Below are 15,647 nucleotides of genomic sequence, written 5' to 3'. Positions count from 1 at the left end.
TCTCGCTTAGCCTTTTTTTGCCGTTTTCTATGATGCAGATGCTGCGCCGAATTGCAGCTGATACATCGCGTAATATTTGCCGCGATGCTCCATAAGTTCATCATGGCTGCCTCGCTCCACAATGACGCCGCGATCAAGCACTAGAATTTGATCTGCACTGCGAATCGTCGACAGGCGGTGCGCGATGACGAACGTCGTGCGGCCCTTCTTCAGTACATCAAGCGCCTCTTGAATGATCGCTTCCGTCTCTGTATCGATGCTGGCTGTTGCCTCATCGAGAATAAGAATAGCGGGATCATAAGCAAGCGCCCTTGCAAAGGAAATCAGCTGCCTTTGACCAGCAGACAGTGTGCTTCCCTTCTCAATAACAGGTGCATCAATGCCGCCTTGGAACTGACTGAACATGTCGTAAGCGCCAACGTCACGCAGCGACTGTACAATTTTCTCGCGGCTAATCTCTGGATTATCAAGGCTAATGTTCGATGCGATCGTTCCGGTAAATAGGAATGGGTCCTGAAGAACGATACCCATATGCTGCCTTAGCAGCTGCTTCGGCATATCGCGTACATCAGTGCCATCTACGATGATCTTGCCCTCATTCGAATCGTAGAAACGGAACAACAGATTAAGAATCGAGCTTTTGCCTGAGCCGGTATGGCCTACTAGCGCAACCGTCTGGCCTTGTTGAGCGTGGAAGGAAATATTTTTCAGCACATATTCATCCTTCTTATAAGCAAAAGAAACATCCTCGAACTTAACATCGCCCTTATATCGGTCCATTTTGCCGGAAACGACATCGATTCCTTCCTCGTCCATCAGCTTAAATACTCGCTCTGCAGATACGCGTGCCGTCTCGAGATTGGATAGCTGGTTTACGATACCAACGATCGGCGCAAACATACGGTTCATATAATCAATGAATGCGTAAAGCACGCCGACCGATACCGCTCCGCGGAGTGAATCGCCCCAGAACATAATGAGTACAATGAGGAACAATGTATTCCGTATAACATTGACAAGATTATGCGATGTTACCGAGTTGAGGCTGAGCAGCTTGTTTTGATATTTATAATAATGCTCATTCATTTCCTCAAATTCCTTCGTCGTTTCCTTCTGACGGCGGAACGCCTGGATAATCGTCATCCCTTGTATCGATTCATTGATCATTCCGTTGATTTCACTCAGCTTTGATCTAATGATACGGTTATAACGAGCAGCGAATTTCCGGTAAACGATAATCCAAATGATGAGGATTGGCACAAGCGGCAAAGCCAGAAGCGCCAAGCGCACATCAAGCAAGAACAAGGCTCCATAAATAGCCACCATATAAATAACACCTGTAAAGAAATTCGCCAGTACTGCGACATACAGCTCGCGTATAGCTTCTGTATCATTTGTCACCCGCGAGACAACCTGCCCAGCTGATAAATTATCATAATAATTGACCGGCAGCCGCTGCGTGTGAGCAAAGATATCCGTACGCATCTTGCGCACGATACGATTCGCTGACGTTTGCAGCATTAGCCGCTGTCCGTAGGTGAAGACAGCTACGAGCAGCAAAAATCCGAAATACATAGCTGCTAGCCTCATTAACGCCGGAAACTCCGGCTTATAGAAGGAATACAGCTCTTGTGATGTAAGCTGTGTTACTGGATACGAGACCGTTTCGCCTGTTTCCTTGTTTGTCACCGCGAGGTTGTTCCCCTCTACGACACGTTTGCCTTGATCGGATGCCAGCGCATCCTCCAGCCAATAAAATTTGCGTCCAACCTGCAGCACGCGAACCTCCTTGCCCTTCTGTTCCGAAGCGGCAAAGTGATCCTCGCGCTTATACCATTTATCTTTATAAAGAACCGCATACTCTTGTTTTGCTTCGACTTCATGCCATTTCTTCTCGATGCCGAGAATATTCTGGTCAATCATCCGTTTTGCAATTAGCGGTCCTGCAAGCTCTGCGCATACAGCAAGCACGAGCAGAAGAAGCGCAAGCAGGATCGGTTTTTTATAAAGCATGGCGTATTGAAACAATCGTTTTCCTGTGTTGCCCATTGCTCTTCACGCCTCCAATTTATTACGTTTCAATAATAGCCTCAAGCTGCTGACGATCATACTGCTCGCGATACCAGCCGCCCATCTCCAGCAACTGCTCATGCGTGCCTTCTTGCACAATTCGTCCTTCGTCGAGCACGATAATCCAGTCCGCATGCTGTACTGCGGATAACCGGTGCGTCGTAATGAATGTCGTCTTGCCTGCTCTTTCTGTACGGATGCCCTCAATAATCTCGGATTCCGTCTTCCCGTCAACAGCTGACAAAGCATCGTCCATTAGCAATATTTCCGGATCGGCGATAAGGGCACGCGCAATACTTACGCGCTGCTTCTGTCCGCCGGACAATGCCACGCCTCGCTCGCCTACCATCGTCTCTAGTCCATCCGGCAAAAATTTAATATCTTTGGCGAATGAAGCCCGCTCGAGTGCTCGCTGCAAATCGGCGTCTGTGCCTTCTTTTAGGCCATAGAAAATGTTTTCGCGAATCGTCTTCGAGAACAAGATCGGCTGCTGCGGCACATATCCGACCCAGCCCAGCATGTCATCAATTTTCAAGCTGCCAAGCGGCTCTCCAGATATATGAATACTGCCGCGTCCAAGTGGATATTCCCGAAGCAGCTGCTTCAGCAATGTAGTCTTGCCGCTGCCTGTTCTGCCTACGATACCAAGCGTCTGCCCCTGCGATAACGCAAAGGAGAGATCAACCAAGTTGTCGACTTGGGAAGACGGGTAACGGAACGTCACATTTTTGAATTCAACGGACGTTGGTTCATCTACTTTCACCTGCGTTGCTGCATCAGCAACATCAGGCTTATAGCCAAGTGTTTCACTTACACGATCGAGCGAAGCATTACCGCGCTGCATAATGTTAATGAGCTCACCGATTGCAAACATCGGCCAGATCAGCATACCAAGAAACACGTTGAAGGATACGAGCTCCCCGAGCGTAATTTCATTATGGAATACAAGATATCCGCCATAACAAAGCCCGATCAAATAACTTGTTCCAACGAGTATTTTCATCGTCGGCTCGAATAACGCGTCGATGCGCGCAACAGCAATATTTTTGTTAAGCACTTCATTTGTTTTGGCGCTGAAACGCGCTTCGCTTGCTTCTTCCTGAACGAATGCTCTAATGACGCGAACACCAGATACCGATTCCAGCACCTGATCGTTCAAATCGCCAAATGCGTCTTGCGCGTCCATGAAACGTTCGTGAATTTTTTTACCATAATGCTTCATCGCAAGCGCCATAAGCGGCAGCGGCAGCAATGCGGCAAGCGTAAGCTTCACGCTTATCAAGCCTGCCATAACAATTAGAATCGTAATCATAAATAAGGTCGAATCGATTAGCGTCAAAATACCGAAGCCGGCTGTCTGCGCAACTGCTCCTAAATCATTGGTCGAGCGTGCCATAAGGTCGCCCGTCCGATTGCGTTCATAAAAGGTGGGGGTCATTCGTAAAAAATGTCCCATCAATCTCGACCGCAGCAGCTTCTCCAGCACGAATGCTCCGCCAAACAGCTTGTAATGCCATATGTACGTAATGACATAGCCTACTACCGTTAGTGCGATCCAGCCGTAAAGAACGCGATTAAAATCGGCTTGACCGAGTAAATCCTGATGTATGCCATCAATCGTATAGCCAATAAGCCAAGGCGGGATGACATCAATAATTCCTGTTAGAACTAGAAGTGTTATAGCAACCGTATAACGCTTCCAATGCAATTTAAAAAACCAACTTAATTTTTTGAGTACACTAAACATGCTTCTCTACCACACCTTCCGCTATCCATCCAAGCTTCGTTTACCTTCGATTTACTCCCGAGAACACAAAAAAAGCGTGTCGTCGTAACGACACGCTTCTTCCCCTCAAAAAAACGCGACTTAGAACATAGTCAAGTCTCGCGAGGTCATAGAAAAGGCGCATAATTACGATGACGTAATCATGCGCCTCTGATGATGGGGTTTACCCTTAATCAAAGTGAAACAACGCGCGGATGGATTACGTTATTCATGTTCAAATGATGGTTATTCTTCGCTGCAAATTGATTGTAATCGTAAGTGTTCATGTAACGTAACCCTCCTCTCGCTAAAATATATTAGTCACTTTACCATCCATAGAAATTACTGTCAATACCGATTGGTAAAAAACAAAATAAACTACTATCTGTAGAGAACCCTCTAAATGTCACAAATCGTTGCAAATTGCTGTGATCCTAATCACAGGGCTATGTGCATTCTAAGGTCTATACTATGCATATTAGATGCAAACAGACATTGGAGGGGTTATTCATGTTAAGTGCACAATGTATTCAAATTATTAAATCTACGGTTCCTGTATTAGAGGTTCACGGCGTGACGATTACGAAACGCTTCTATCAGCTTTTGTTCACCAATCATCCTGAGCTCCTGAACCTGTTCAATCATGCTAACCAAAAGCAAGGCAGACAACAGGCCGCGCTTGCCAATGTCGTTTATGCAGCAGCGCTGCATATCGAGAACCTTGCAGCTATTATTCCGGTTGTGAAGCAAATTGGACATAAGCATCGCAGCTTAGGAGTGAAGCCAGAGCACTATCCGATTGTCGGCAAATACTTGCTGATGGCGATTAATGATGTGCTTGGAGAAGCTGCTACGGATGAAATATTAAATGCATGGGCGGAGGCTTATGGCATAATTGCGGATGCTTTTATAAGCATTGAGCAAGAAATGTACGAGAATACTCATTCGCAGGCGGGCGGCTGGGAGGGCTTCCGTGCTTTTCGAGTGGCGCGGAAGGTGCAGGAGAGCCATGTAATCACTTCTTTCTATTTGGTTCCGGAAGATGGCGAATCCATTGCAAGCTTTGAACCCGGCCAATACGTAAGCGTCAAAATCAAAAAGGACGGCGTTGAACACACGCAAATACGCCAATATAGCTTATCCGATGCACCTGGAATGCCCTATTACCGAATCACTGTAAAACGCGAGGATGCTTATCTAGACCGTTCCGCTGGCGAAGTATCGACCTACCTGCACCAGCATATTGTTGAGGGTGCCACTTTATGGCTATCCGCTCCTGCGGGAGACTTTATTCTGAATAGAGCGGATGAGCGTCCCGTCGTATTGATTAGCGGAGGTGTTGGGCTCACGCCGATGCTCAGTATGTTAAATACACTAACCGAACATGATTCGAAACGTCAGGTAACCTTTATACATTCCGCCCAGAACGGTGATGTCCATGCCATGAGGGAGCAAGTGAATCTACTTGCGAATGAGCACCCTCAAGTCTCTGTCTACTATTGCTACGTGAAGCCGACAGAAACAGACCTGAAAGAGCAGCTTTTCCATAAGGAAGGTTATATCGATCTGCCTTGGCTGCAATCCATTATTGCGGATACTGACGCTGCATTTTATTTCTGCGGTCCGACTCCATTCATGGCGGCAATTAATCGTTCTCTACAGCAAATGGGCGTTGCAGATTCGGACATTCACTATGAATTTTTTGGTCCCTCAGCCAGCCTGGAACTTGAAACGATAAGCTAGCTGCTCTTATCTCTGCTGCGCCCGCAGCAGACGATTGACCGTTTCACGGCGAAGGCCGATGAGCTGCCCGATCTCATCCTGTGTCAGCACATCGGTTATCGCAGTCGATCCAATATATGCTGCAAACCATTCCTGCAGCTTTCTCAGTTTATCGGCAGGCGTCACTTGTGTTAATTGATCGATTCGCTGCTGCATCATCCTCAGCTTACTTTGAAGGAGCAGTGCGATTTCAAGGCTTTTCTCCGGATTCTGCTTCAGCTCGTCGTACCATTGCTGCGGCGATACTAGATCTATCTCGCAAGCAACAAGCGCTATCGCTGTGCCGTGATAAGGCAAAGGACTAATTAACGAATGATGAGGTATGATCTCGTTCGGTACAATGATATTGACTAGAAACGGATGGCCATCTTCATGAACGCGAACAATTTTCAACAAACCGCTCCTTAAGTGAAACAACGACCCGCTTTCCCCTTGGTTGAACAACGTCTGTCCTTTATGCAGCTGCATGGTATTCTCCTTATCAGTAAGCTCAGCCGATATTATGGCTGGGCTTATTTTAATGTCTTACTACAACATAGTGTACGCTGTCATCCGAATTGACAAATATATACGATTGACGGTACAAGAACTGTGAGGGTAAAATGTAACATGCTGCGTAAAGTTAACCGTTGCAATCCACCTGGAAAGAAGGCGAGCTCACGGCATGCGTATTAGAACTTATGCAATCTGCTTATATATCATCTTGATTTACTGGGTCTCGTTACATATTCCGTATATGCATTCCTTGTTCTTCCCTACCTTGGGCGCTTTCAGCTTACTTTTCATTTCACGCCCGTTCGAGAAATCACAACTTCGCAAAATCGCACTTGGCGCCGTCTTTTCCTCATGTATCGGCTCCATACTTAATCATTGGAATCCTGGGGTACTATCGCTGCTTCTCACACTACTCATCGTTATTTTTTGCATCAATCGACTTAACTTGAACGCTCCTCCCATTTTGGCCGTTGCTCTTATTCCTTTTTTCACGCAGCCAACGCAATTGTGGGTCATTCCTTTATCCGTGTGCGGAGCGCTGCTTGGCTTGCTGGTCACCTTATCAGCTGCAGTATATATAGAGAAACGATTTGAATCATTGCCGTCACTTCTCAATCGAATAGTCAAAACGGAATCCGATTCCGTCAATTGATTATCCCTTCCACTCTTCAGGCAGAAGCCGTTGATACTGGGTCTGCAAATACCGATCGTCGATGAGCACGAGTGTGCCGCGATCGGTTTCCGAGCGGATGAGCCTTCCTCCAGCTTGCAGCACCTTGTTCATTCCCGGAAATACGTAAGCATAATCGTACCCATTCTTGCCCTGCTCGTTAAAATAATCCTTCAGCATATTGCGTTCTACACCAAGCTGCGGTAAACCTACCCCAACAACGATAACGCCGACCAATCTGTCTCCGACGAGGTCAACGCCTTCCGAGAACACGCCGCCCATCACCGCAAAACCGATCAAGGACCTCCCGCTCCCAGCCTGAAATGTACCTAAAAAACGATCCCGCTCTTCCTCTGCCATATCGGGCGTTTGCAGCAGTACCTCTGCATCCGAGGCCGCTCCTGTTGGAACAGACCATTCCTTCAGCTCCATATACGTCTCATAAACGGCATTCATGTAAGCGTAGGATGGGAAAAATACAAAATAGTTGCCCGGTCGCTCACTCATCAGCTCCATAATCAGCTTCGCTATCGGCAGCTTAGATTGATCGCGGTCATGGTACCTTGTAGAAAGCGGATTAATGACTACATCAAGCTGTTTCTTCGCAAAAGGAGACGGCACTGCGATCGTATAATCATTTTCTCCCGCTCCCAGCATGTCCATATAATACGAGACGGGAGAGAGCGTTGCAGAGAAATAGATATGCGAGCGATAACCCTTGCCGACCTGCTGCAGCAATTGAGAGGGATCAAGGCAAAACAGCTTAAGCCGAACATCGCTCTTCGAAAGCTCGATATAGACGACATAACGCTCATCAAATAACTTAGCTGTCCGCACAAAATTTTGCGCTGCAAAATAAGTATCCAGCAGCGTGCTGTTTCCGCTAACACCTATAGCTATCGCCTGTTCCGCAGCCGACGCGAATGCATCCACTAATGCGACCAGCTCCTCCGGCAGCTGCCGCTGAATCAAATGCGGCGCCCCATCGCTGCTTTTGCGCAGCGCGATGAAATAATCATTGATTGCCTTAGCGGTGCGACACCCCTCGTTATGTACGCCCTTCAGTTCACGCTGCAGCGCAAGAAACGGAGCTTTCGTCAGCTCCGCAGAGAACATCTCCCGCGCTCGATCCACAAGGTTATGCGCTTCATCCACCAGCAGCGCTGTCCGTTTCTTCATCTCCGCATACTGACGCTTAAATGAAATGCGCGGGTCAAAAATATAATTATAATCACAGACAACCGCATCCGATGCATACGCCAAATCCAGCGAAAATTCGAATGGGCAAACCTTATGCTTATGGGCATAGGCTTCGATAACAGGCCTCGTCATAATCGTTTCCTGCTCCAATATATCAAGCACGGCGCCATTAATCCGATCATAGTAGCCTTCCGCGTAAGGGCAATGCTCTTTCTCGCAGCGGACTTCCTCCTGGAAGCATATTTTATCCTTTGCTGTAATCGTCACAGCGTGCAGATGCAGCCCTTTCTCGCGCATAAAAATCAGGGCGTCCTCGGCTGCCGCTCTTGTTGTCGTCCTTGCTGTCAAATAGTAAAAACGCTGCAGCATGCCTGCTCCTATCGCTTTGATCGTTGGATAGGTCGTCGATATGGTTTTCCCTATACCCGTCGGCGCCTTCGCAAACAAACGAACGCCTTCCTCAATTGATTTGTAGACCGCTCCGGCAAGCTTGCGCTGCCCTGCTCGGTACGTCTCAAACGGAAAAGCCAGCCCCTTAATGCTCTCATTCCTTAGCTGCTCATGCTTGCGAAGCTGCTGCACATAGGGAGCGTATCGTGCAGTAATCTCATAAACATATTGCTCCAGCTCTACGAAGCTGACTTCCCGCATGAACCGCCGCTCTTCCTCTGTCTTTGTCTGCACATAGGTAAGCTGTACACGCATTGCGGACTGTTCATGCTCCTTAGCATACATATAGGCATAAAATAGCGCCTGCGCCCAGTGGACAGGATAACCGTCCTCCGCTATACGATCCAAGTCACCGCCAGTCGATTTGATTTCATCTACGGTCAATATCGGATCTGTCCCAAGCAGTCCATCACAGCGTCCGTCCACGACAAACAGCAGATCATCCAACTGGATATCCGCTTTGACATAGACCTCCTTCTGATCCTGCTCACCATAGGTTAGCTGTACTCTCTGATGCGCTTTCGTGCCCTCATGCATCGTATCGATGGCATTTAGCCTTACGTCGATGCTGCCGCTCAGAAATACGTATTCGACTAAGTTTCTCACCGATATCGTGACCGTATCGTTTATCAGCATATTTTCCTTCTACCGCTCCCATAAAGAACATTTGTTCCTCTATTGTAACATAAGCATCATCATCATCGCACAACAGTTATGTTTGTTATTCGCTTGGCTAAGCTACTTATCGAATGTAATAAATCGACAAATAGACGTCAATATTGTATGGAATACAACATAGACGTCTATTATGGAAGCCTTATTCTCCAGCTAATCTATTCGGATCAGTAGTTAGAGCTCTTCCGTCTCATCCTCAGGGTGATTGCCGACACCGTTCAATAGGTCAATGCCGTGGAATTCCTCACCGGGAGACGCAGGATCGATCGGACTGTCCTTCGCCATAACATCCGCATCGGGCACAGAAGCCAGCTCCTCAGAAATTTCCTCTGCCGTATCGACCTCGTCGTCCAGCCCCGCACGATTATCCAGCGAAGCAGGAATATGAGATTCAAGCACATGTGTATCGGGATGCTGCTTCTCCAACAGCTCCGATGCGAGAGGCACAGCTGCGCCACTCGCATCCTCCGTAAACAAACCAAAATCAGGATCGATATCCTTTTCCGTTGCTAAGCTTTTAGCATGCCGCACATTATGTTCATTATCCATTATAAAGACCTCCTTCTTCATATCACCTACCTTATACTACCCACTATCTGGGCGTTTCTAACCATAAGCCTACACACAAGCTAATATGGCTATCGTTGCGTTATCCTGGTAAGGCCTTTGTTCTGCAAGCACATGCTGCAAAATAAATGCTGCGGCAAGCGGAGGATATAAGCACGACGCCTCCTCCAGCAGCTTATCTGATAAATCGTCATAGAGCCCGTCACTGCACAATATAACTAGATCGCCCGTCAAAAGGTACAGCGGCTCTTGATTGGCATCGATTTCTGTTATGCGAGGGATACCTAAATAACTTGTTAACAAATGGCGCTCCGGGTGCGACTCGGCTTCCTCCTGTGTTAGATTGCCCGCCAAAACATACTCCCTTAACCGATTCGCATAAATATGATCCCTCGTTAGCGGCATGAGCACTCCGCCTCGAAACAAATAAATTCGGCTGTCGCCGGCAGATATCCAGTACAGCTCTCCATGATGGATGACGGTCGCAATAAGCGTCGTTCCGACACTCCATTCCAGCTCATGACTTAGCGCCATCTCATATACAGCTTGATTGGCAAGATGCAGTGACTGCTCCAATGCCCGCGGGATAGACTCCTCTGCTGAGATTCCTATATATTCATTCAGCATCGTTTGCACGGCAAGCTGCCCCGCCTCCTTCCCCATAGCGTAGCCGCCCATGCCATCCGCAAGCACAGCAAGCACACCATGACGCTCAATAGCTTCTTCATCTTCGAGTGACGAGAAGCCATAAGCATCCTGCTGCTCCTCACGCTCGCCAATATGCTGGGCATGACCGGTAATGACCTTCATCGTGATGACAGCATTACGGCTATTCGATATTAACTCAGCGGCAGCGTTTGCAGCTCCAACGATTTGCTCGATTGAAGGTGTTTTTAGAGGGACGGGTGGCGGCTCCCATGCAGGCGTTACGGCAACCCCTGGCCTTGACTCCGTCTCCGCTCCAGCGGCTTCAACCACTCCATGGCTGCGATTGCTTATGCGGCTGTTGCCAGCTGGCAGATCGAATACAATAATCAGGATTAGCAGGGCCCCAAACCCGATCATGCCAATTGCGATCGCTATCTCAATAATCTCTCCTTGCTCACTAGTCCACAGCTGTTCCAGCTGCTTATCCGGAATCGCCGCTACTCCGATATAGACGATTACAAGCAGCAATAAAACAATAGCCAAACCTTCAATGATCCCTCTTCTGTTCATTAGATCCCCGCCTCGCCTCAGCTTGTCACCCACCATCTACCATTTTATTTGCGTTAGCAGCGATTTATGCCGAAACCATAAGTAGCAAACGTGCATAATAAGCAACTTCTTAGACGGAAAGGAACCGATGCACAAAAAGATGGTGCTATTCAAAAAGGTAAGAAGCCATGGGACATGCCCTCATCCGCCTCTGCTCCTCACAACTAAAATAGATCTAAAATATAGGCTTATTTTCATCAAACGCTGCCATTAATCAAAAATAGAGCTAGAAAGTAGACTTATACTTCCTCATTATCAGCAAATCAGCATGATTTAGAGACGTTTCAGCGAAAATAGAGCTAAAATATAGCATTATTTTCTTCAAACAAGCCCATTTTTCAAAAATAGAGCTAGAAAGTAGTCTTATACTTCCTCATCAACAGCAATCATCATGATTTAGAGCCGTTTTAGCGAAAATAGAGCTAAATTATAGTCCTATTTTCATCAAATAGCCCCATTGATCAAAAATAGAGCTAGAAAGTAGACTTATACTTCCTCATTATCAGCAAATCAGCATGATTTAGAGCTGTTTCAGCCAAAATAGAGCTAAAATATAGTCCTATTTCCATCAAACAACCCCATTGATCAAAGATAGAGCTAGAAAGTAGTCTTATTTTCCCATCACCAGCAAATCAGCATATTTTAGAGCCGTTTCAGCGAAAATAGAGCTAAAACATATGCTTATTTTCAACAAACAAGCCCATTATTCAAAAATAGAGCTAGAAAGTAGTCTTATACTTCCTCATCAACAGCAATCAGCATGTTATAGAGCCATTTCAGCAAAAATAGAACTAAAATATAGTCTTATTTTCATCAAACGCCCCTATTGATTAAAAATAGAACTAGAAATTAGTCTTATACTTCCCCATCACCCGCAAATCAGCTTGATTTAGAGCCGTTTCAGCCAAAATAGAACTAAAATTTAGGCTTATTTTCATCAAACAAGCCACTTAATAAAAATTAGAACTAGAAATTAGTCTTAAACGTCCGCATCACCCGCAAATCAGCATGCTTTAGAGCCGTTTCAAACAAAATAGAGCTAAAATATAGTCTTATTTTCAACAAACAAGCCCATTATTCAAAAATAGAACTAGAAATTAGTCTTAATCGTCCTCCTCACCAGCAAATCAGCATGATTTAGAGACGTTTCAGCGAAAATAGAGCTAAAATATAGTCCTATTTTCTTCAAACAAGCCCATTAATCAAAAATAGAACTAGAAATTAGTCTTAAACGTCCGCATCACCCGCAAATCAGCTTGATTTGGAGCCATTTCAGCGAAAATAGAGCTAAAGTATAGGCTTATTTTCATCAAAAACTGCCATGAATCAAAAATAGAGTTAGAAACTAGGCTTATGTTTGTTTAACCTCGTTCAGTTAAAATTAGTGAAGCTGTTTTTTTGAAAACAACCACTTAAAAAGAAACAGAGGCTGTTCCAAAAGTAGATTTACCTACCTTTGAAGCAGCCTCTCGATAAACTTTGCAGTTGTCTAAGCTAATAATCTTGCTACATCACTCAACGATAATATCGCGATAGGACGCCAGCACATTGCCTTCCAAATCCGTCGCAAATAGAACCGAGCGTTCACTCTCCAGCACGAAGCTGTAGCTCTTGTTGATTTTTGCATCACGCACAGTAACAGGACAATCCATACCCGCTTCCGAGATAAAAGTATACAGGCTTCCTTGCTTAAATTGCAGCTTGCTGCCAAAGATCCCCGGGTGGTCTCCGCCTGCTTCCCATACGATGCCTGGCTTCAAGTCCTCAGCCTCATGCAGCGCAGCCTCATAAAGCGCAATAAGTGTATCCGTACGCTCGTTAAGCTCCAGCGGCAGCGGACACCACATCACTTTGCCTAATCCGTGGGCTACGGTACGAACGGTTGAAATGCGATCCGAATAGCTTCCGCTGCTGTCCAAAGCAATTTCTTTGTTCAGCTCGCCAATTTTCTTGCCTGCGAAAGAAGCTTTGAAGGTACGCTCGCCAATTTGCAGCGTTTCCTCCCGCGATATATTGCTTAAACGATACGGTCCCACAATCGATTCCGCCCGTGAAGTTGGCTTCCAATATTCGTCCAGCCCAATTGGTCCTGTGAAAAGCAGTGTGCCTCCATGCGCTTCAACATGCGCAAGCAGCTCCGTCAGCGCAGCATCGCTGAAATTGTGCGCGCTCGGAACGATAATGAGCTTTGGCTTGTCGCGCTGCAAGGTTTCCAAGTGAAACTCTCCAATGCCGCGATGCGGAAGCTTCATTTCGTAGCCCAGCACACGAGTTAAGTTTCCTGTCGCTTCGCAAGCAAAACGGCGGCTGGAGAAATCATTGGAGTAAGGAAACACTACCGCAATCTCCTCTAGCTGGCGTTCCTCAAACAATCTCGAAATCCGCCCAATAAATTTGCCGAAATCATAGGATACATCCGCTTCCGGCTTTTGTGTCCCGTCAGCCCGCAGTGCACCGATATTCGACTCGCAAACATTGTCCATGAAATAGTTTGTATTCCACAGCCACTGCACCGCACCTGCGCCGCCTGCGGCAAAAGCATATGCATATTTGCGCTCCAAGATGTTCCTCAGCTCTTCCTCTGAACGCTTCGCCCGGTTATCCGGCATTTCCACATACATAATGCCCGTTTCTTGAATCAAGGTCGGCTTGCTAGGATCTTTGCCATATACACTGTCCCATAGCAGCCTGTCATTCAGCCACCAAGTGTGTACGGTTGTGTAATCTACGCTTTCCGCATAAATTAGCGGAGAAGGACGCGGCCCCATGCCAAGCGCCTCGTCTTGGCCAACTGTCACGAGCTGACGCGGGGAAATGGCATGAATCGTTGCCGTAAGCTCCAAGGCCCAGCGGTTATGCATATCCATCGAAAACCGTGTATAGTCCAGCCAGCGCGTATTTTTCTTCAGCTTCTTCACGTCTTGAATATCAAACGCGATGTCCGTTTGCTCCGGCAAGGTGACCGCTTCAAAGTCCGGCAGCTCCGTGCTCGTCATATTCCACCGCGCCTGCAGCTTGCCAATCGATGCGTGCCGCTGCTTTAGCCAATTCACATAGGCTGCTTTTTCAAAAGGATCATGCATGGAGCGAGGCCCTGAGAAAATGCGCATATGATCAAATAATGAAGGCTCATTGATCAAATCCCACTGTACATTAGAAGTGTGTTTATGCCTGGATACGATCGCTGCAATAAACCGTTTTTGTGCTTGTACGCTTCTCGGATCGAGATACGGGTTTTTGCCTTCCCAAGCTTCGGGAGCAAAGGCGAAGAAGCTGAAGGTCATTTCAATCTCATGTTTAGCCGCTGTCAAAATAAAAGCATCTACAGCTCTGAGCAGCTCTTCCGATGCATGTCCATCCTCGAACATAAGATGCCGCCACGCCGTCCATAAACCGGTACGAATCAGGTTGATGCCCGCTTCCTTCATCGTCGCCATATCTTGATCCCAGATCGCAGCATTTGGCATAGACACGAATTTCCGGCCAACATCCGAGGTCATATACGTCATTCCTACAATAGGGAAGGGCTCGCCATTTTTCTCAAAATAATCCCGACCAACTGCAAGCGGCGTACCTCTCTCCAGCAAATCGCGGTCATACCCCCAGAAGCCCTGCCGCAGTACTCTTTTTTCTCCGCTTTCAGCTTCGGCTTCACATACGATCTCATACAAACCAGGCTCAATAGAGAACGGTACACTAAAACTCATATACTCGATTTCGCTTCCAACGCTCACGCTCAACCGATGCTCCCATACCGCCTTAGCCTCTCCTTGCTTATAAATAGAAATAGCCATCGACCAGTTCTCTTGCTTGCCGCTTTGCTTATAGCCGTATGCCGCTTTAATCTGCTGTGCTTGAAGCGTCAGATGCGGTCTCTCTGCTTCATAATAAACCGCGTAGCTCGGCTTAATCCAAAGCTCAGTCACACCCCTCGCACAAAATGCCGCCCATTCTGCAAGAGCATCCGCACCTGCGCCCGACCAGAAACGGTCAGTCAGCTGTTGATTCACAAACAACCAGCGTCCGCCTGCAAAATCGCCCTTGTTATGCTCGATCAGAACGACAGGAGCCGATACCTCCCGGCCGCCTGCAGACATTCCCTTCAGAAGCGGGCGAATGTGTGCATTCATCGGTCCCTGCGAGCCCGTAGCCTGATTCAGCTGATCCCGCTCATGCGTCACATGCAAAATAAGGCCAAACGTAGGTTCAATCGTGAACAAATGCTCCTTGCCCTGCAGCAAAGGCAGCTCCTGATTGTGGCACAATGCAGTTGACCGCGTATGATCGACAGCAAGTGCCTCATGAATAAATAGTTCCTGATGGTACGCTGTCATCTCCTGCTCGACGTCCCACTGCTCGCCATCCCGGCTCACCGGCTGTTTAAAAGGGGCTCCGCCTGCATGAATCAATCCACCGCCCCGCTTTACAAAAGCGAGTATTTCCGGCCATGATGCTTTTGGAAAATACGATCCGTGCAAATGAACGAGGCAGTCTACCCCGTCTTCTTTAAGAGCTGCTGACAATCCTTCCGCATCGGTTACTTTAAACAGACTATTCAGCTTTTGAAGTGCCTCTGTATCTGGCGCACAGCCTTCTAACGGAAAAGTAGGGTCATAAAATAGTACTGCTTTCATGGTTCTCGCTCCTATCATTTCTCTATTGTTTATGGATCTTTACTTTCCATGATCCGCTATTTATTGCATAATGGAAGACTAA

General features: G+C 47.1%; 9 protein-coding genes. 2 read left to right on the top strand and 7 right to left on the bottom strand.

What is annotated here, in order from left to right; translation table 11 throughout:
- Window positions 1-27 precede the first annotated feature (27 nt).
- Together ACIFSR_RS08855 and ACIFSR_RS08850 are read right to left on the bottom strand one after the other, a co-directional pair.
- On the bottom strand, window positions 28-2,049 hold the full coding sequence (locus ACIFSR_RS08855; RefSeq protein ID WP_339205460.1) for an ABC transporter ATP-binding protein: 2,022 nt from the start codon (window positions 2,047-2,049) through the stop codon (window positions 28-30).
- A 22-nt stretch (window positions 2,050-2,071) separates the two neighbouring features.
- Window positions 2,072-3,817, bottom strand: coding sequence for an ABC transporter ATP-binding protein (locus tag ACIFSR_RS08850; protein WP_076266316.1), 1,746 nt, complete (start codon window positions 3,815-3,817; stop codon window positions 2,072-2,074).
- Window positions 3,818-4,345: 528 nt separating this feature from the next.
- Here ACIFSR_RS08850 and hmpA point away from each other — a divergent pair.
- Window positions 4,346-5,578 carry an NO-inducible flavohemoprotein gene (gene hmpA / locus ACIFSR_RS08845; protein WP_430056768.1) on the top strand — a complete coding sequence of 411 codons (1,233 nt, stop codon included), beginning with the start codon at window positions 4,346-4,348 and terminating at the stop codon, window positions 5,576-5,578.
- A 6-nt stretch (window positions 5,579-5,584) separates the two neighbouring features.
- On the opposite strand, the gene ACIFSR_RS08840 is transcribed toward hmpA, so the two are convergent.
- A complete protein-coding gene (locus tag ACIFSR_RS08840) occupies window positions 5,585-6,085 on the bottom strand; it encodes a Crp/Fnr family transcriptional regulator (protein ID WP_430056766.1) in 501 nt (166 codons plus the stop codon).
- Window positions 6,086-6,281: 196 nt separating this feature from the next.
- Between ACIFSR_RS08840 and ACIFSR_RS08835 the strand changes: the two genes are divergently transcribed.
- Window positions 6,282-6,764, top strand: a complete 483-nt coding sequence (locus ACIFSR_RS08835) for an HPP family protein (RefSeq protein ID WP_430056764.1) — start codon at window positions 6,282-6,284, stop codon at window positions 6,762-6,764.
- Here the strand turns inward: ACIFSR_RS08835 and ACIFSR_RS08830 are convergent, their stop codons facing one another.
- From ACIFSR_RS08830 to ACIFSR_RS08815, 4 genes are all read right to left on the bottom strand, one after another.
- A complete protein-coding gene (locus ACIFSR_RS08830) occupies window positions 6,765-9,062 on the bottom strand; it encodes a helicase C-terminal domain-containing protein (protein WP_430057084.1) in 2,298 nt (765 codons plus the stop codon). It abuts the gene before it with no gap.
- Window positions 9,063-9,281: 219 nt separating this feature from the next.
- Window positions 9,282-9,656: a hypothetical protein gene (locus ACIFSR_RS08825; RefSeq protein ID WP_430056762.1), complete on the bottom strand. Its 375-nt coding sequence runs from the start codon at window positions 9,654-9,656 to the stop codon at window positions 9,282-9,284.
- Between the two features lie 69 nt (window positions 9,657-9,725).
- Window positions 9,726-10,892: a PP2C family protein-serine/threonine phosphatase gene (locus tag ACIFSR_RS08820; protein ID WP_430056759.1), complete on the bottom strand. Its 1,167-nt coding sequence runs from the start codon at window positions 10,890-10,892 to the stop codon at window positions 9,726-9,728.
- Window positions 10,893-12,442: 1,550 nt separating this feature from the next.
- Complete coding sequence (locus ACIFSR_RS08815; protein WP_430056757.1) at window positions 12,443-15,565, bottom strand: beta-galactosidase; 3,123 nt, start codon at window positions 15,563-15,565, stop codon at window positions 12,443-12,445.
- Between the last annotated feature and the right edge of the window lie 82 nt (window positions 15,566-15,647).

The sequence above is a fragment of the Paenibacillus sp. NRS-1760 genome, assembly GCF_050467785.1.
GTDB lineage: Bacteria > Bacillota > Bacilli > Paenibacillales > Paenibacillaceae > Pristimantibacillus.
The sequence above is the reverse complement of the archived record's forward strand: the minus strand, read 5'-3'. Positions and strand labels throughout refer to the sequence as shown.

Coding starts and splice junctions, on each gene's coding strand:
- ACIFSR_RS08855 (WP_339205460.1), bottom strand. CDS start 2,049: ATGGGCAACACAGGAAAACGATTGTTTCAATACGCCATGCTTTATAAA.
- ACIFSR_RS08850 (WP_076266316.1), bottom strand. CDS start 3,817: ATGTTTAGTGTACTCAAAAAATTAAGTTGGTTTTTTAAATTGCATTGG.
- hmpA (WP_430056768.1), top strand. CDS start 4,346: ATGTTAAGTGCACAATGTATTCAAATTATTAAATCTACGGTTCCTGTA.
- ACIFSR_RS08840 (WP_430056766.1), bottom strand. CDS start 6,085: ATGCAGCTGCATAAAGGACAGACGTTGTTCAACCAAGGGGAAAGCGGG.
- ACIFSR_RS08835 (WP_430056764.1), top strand. CDS start 6,282: ATGCGTATTAGAACTTATGCAATCTGCTTATATATCATCTTGATTTAC.
- ACIFSR_RS08825 (WP_430056762.1), bottom strand. CDS start 9,656: ATGGATAATGAACATAATGTGCGGCATGCTAAAAGCTTAGCAACGGAA.
- ACIFSR_RS08820 (WP_430056759.1), bottom strand. CDS start 10,892: ATGAACAGAAGAGGGATCATTGAAGGTTTGGCTATTGTTTTATTGCTG.
- ACIFSR_RS08815 (WP_430056757.1), bottom strand. CDS start 15,565: ATGAAAGCAGTACTATTTTATGACCCTACTTTTCCGTTAGAAGGCTGT.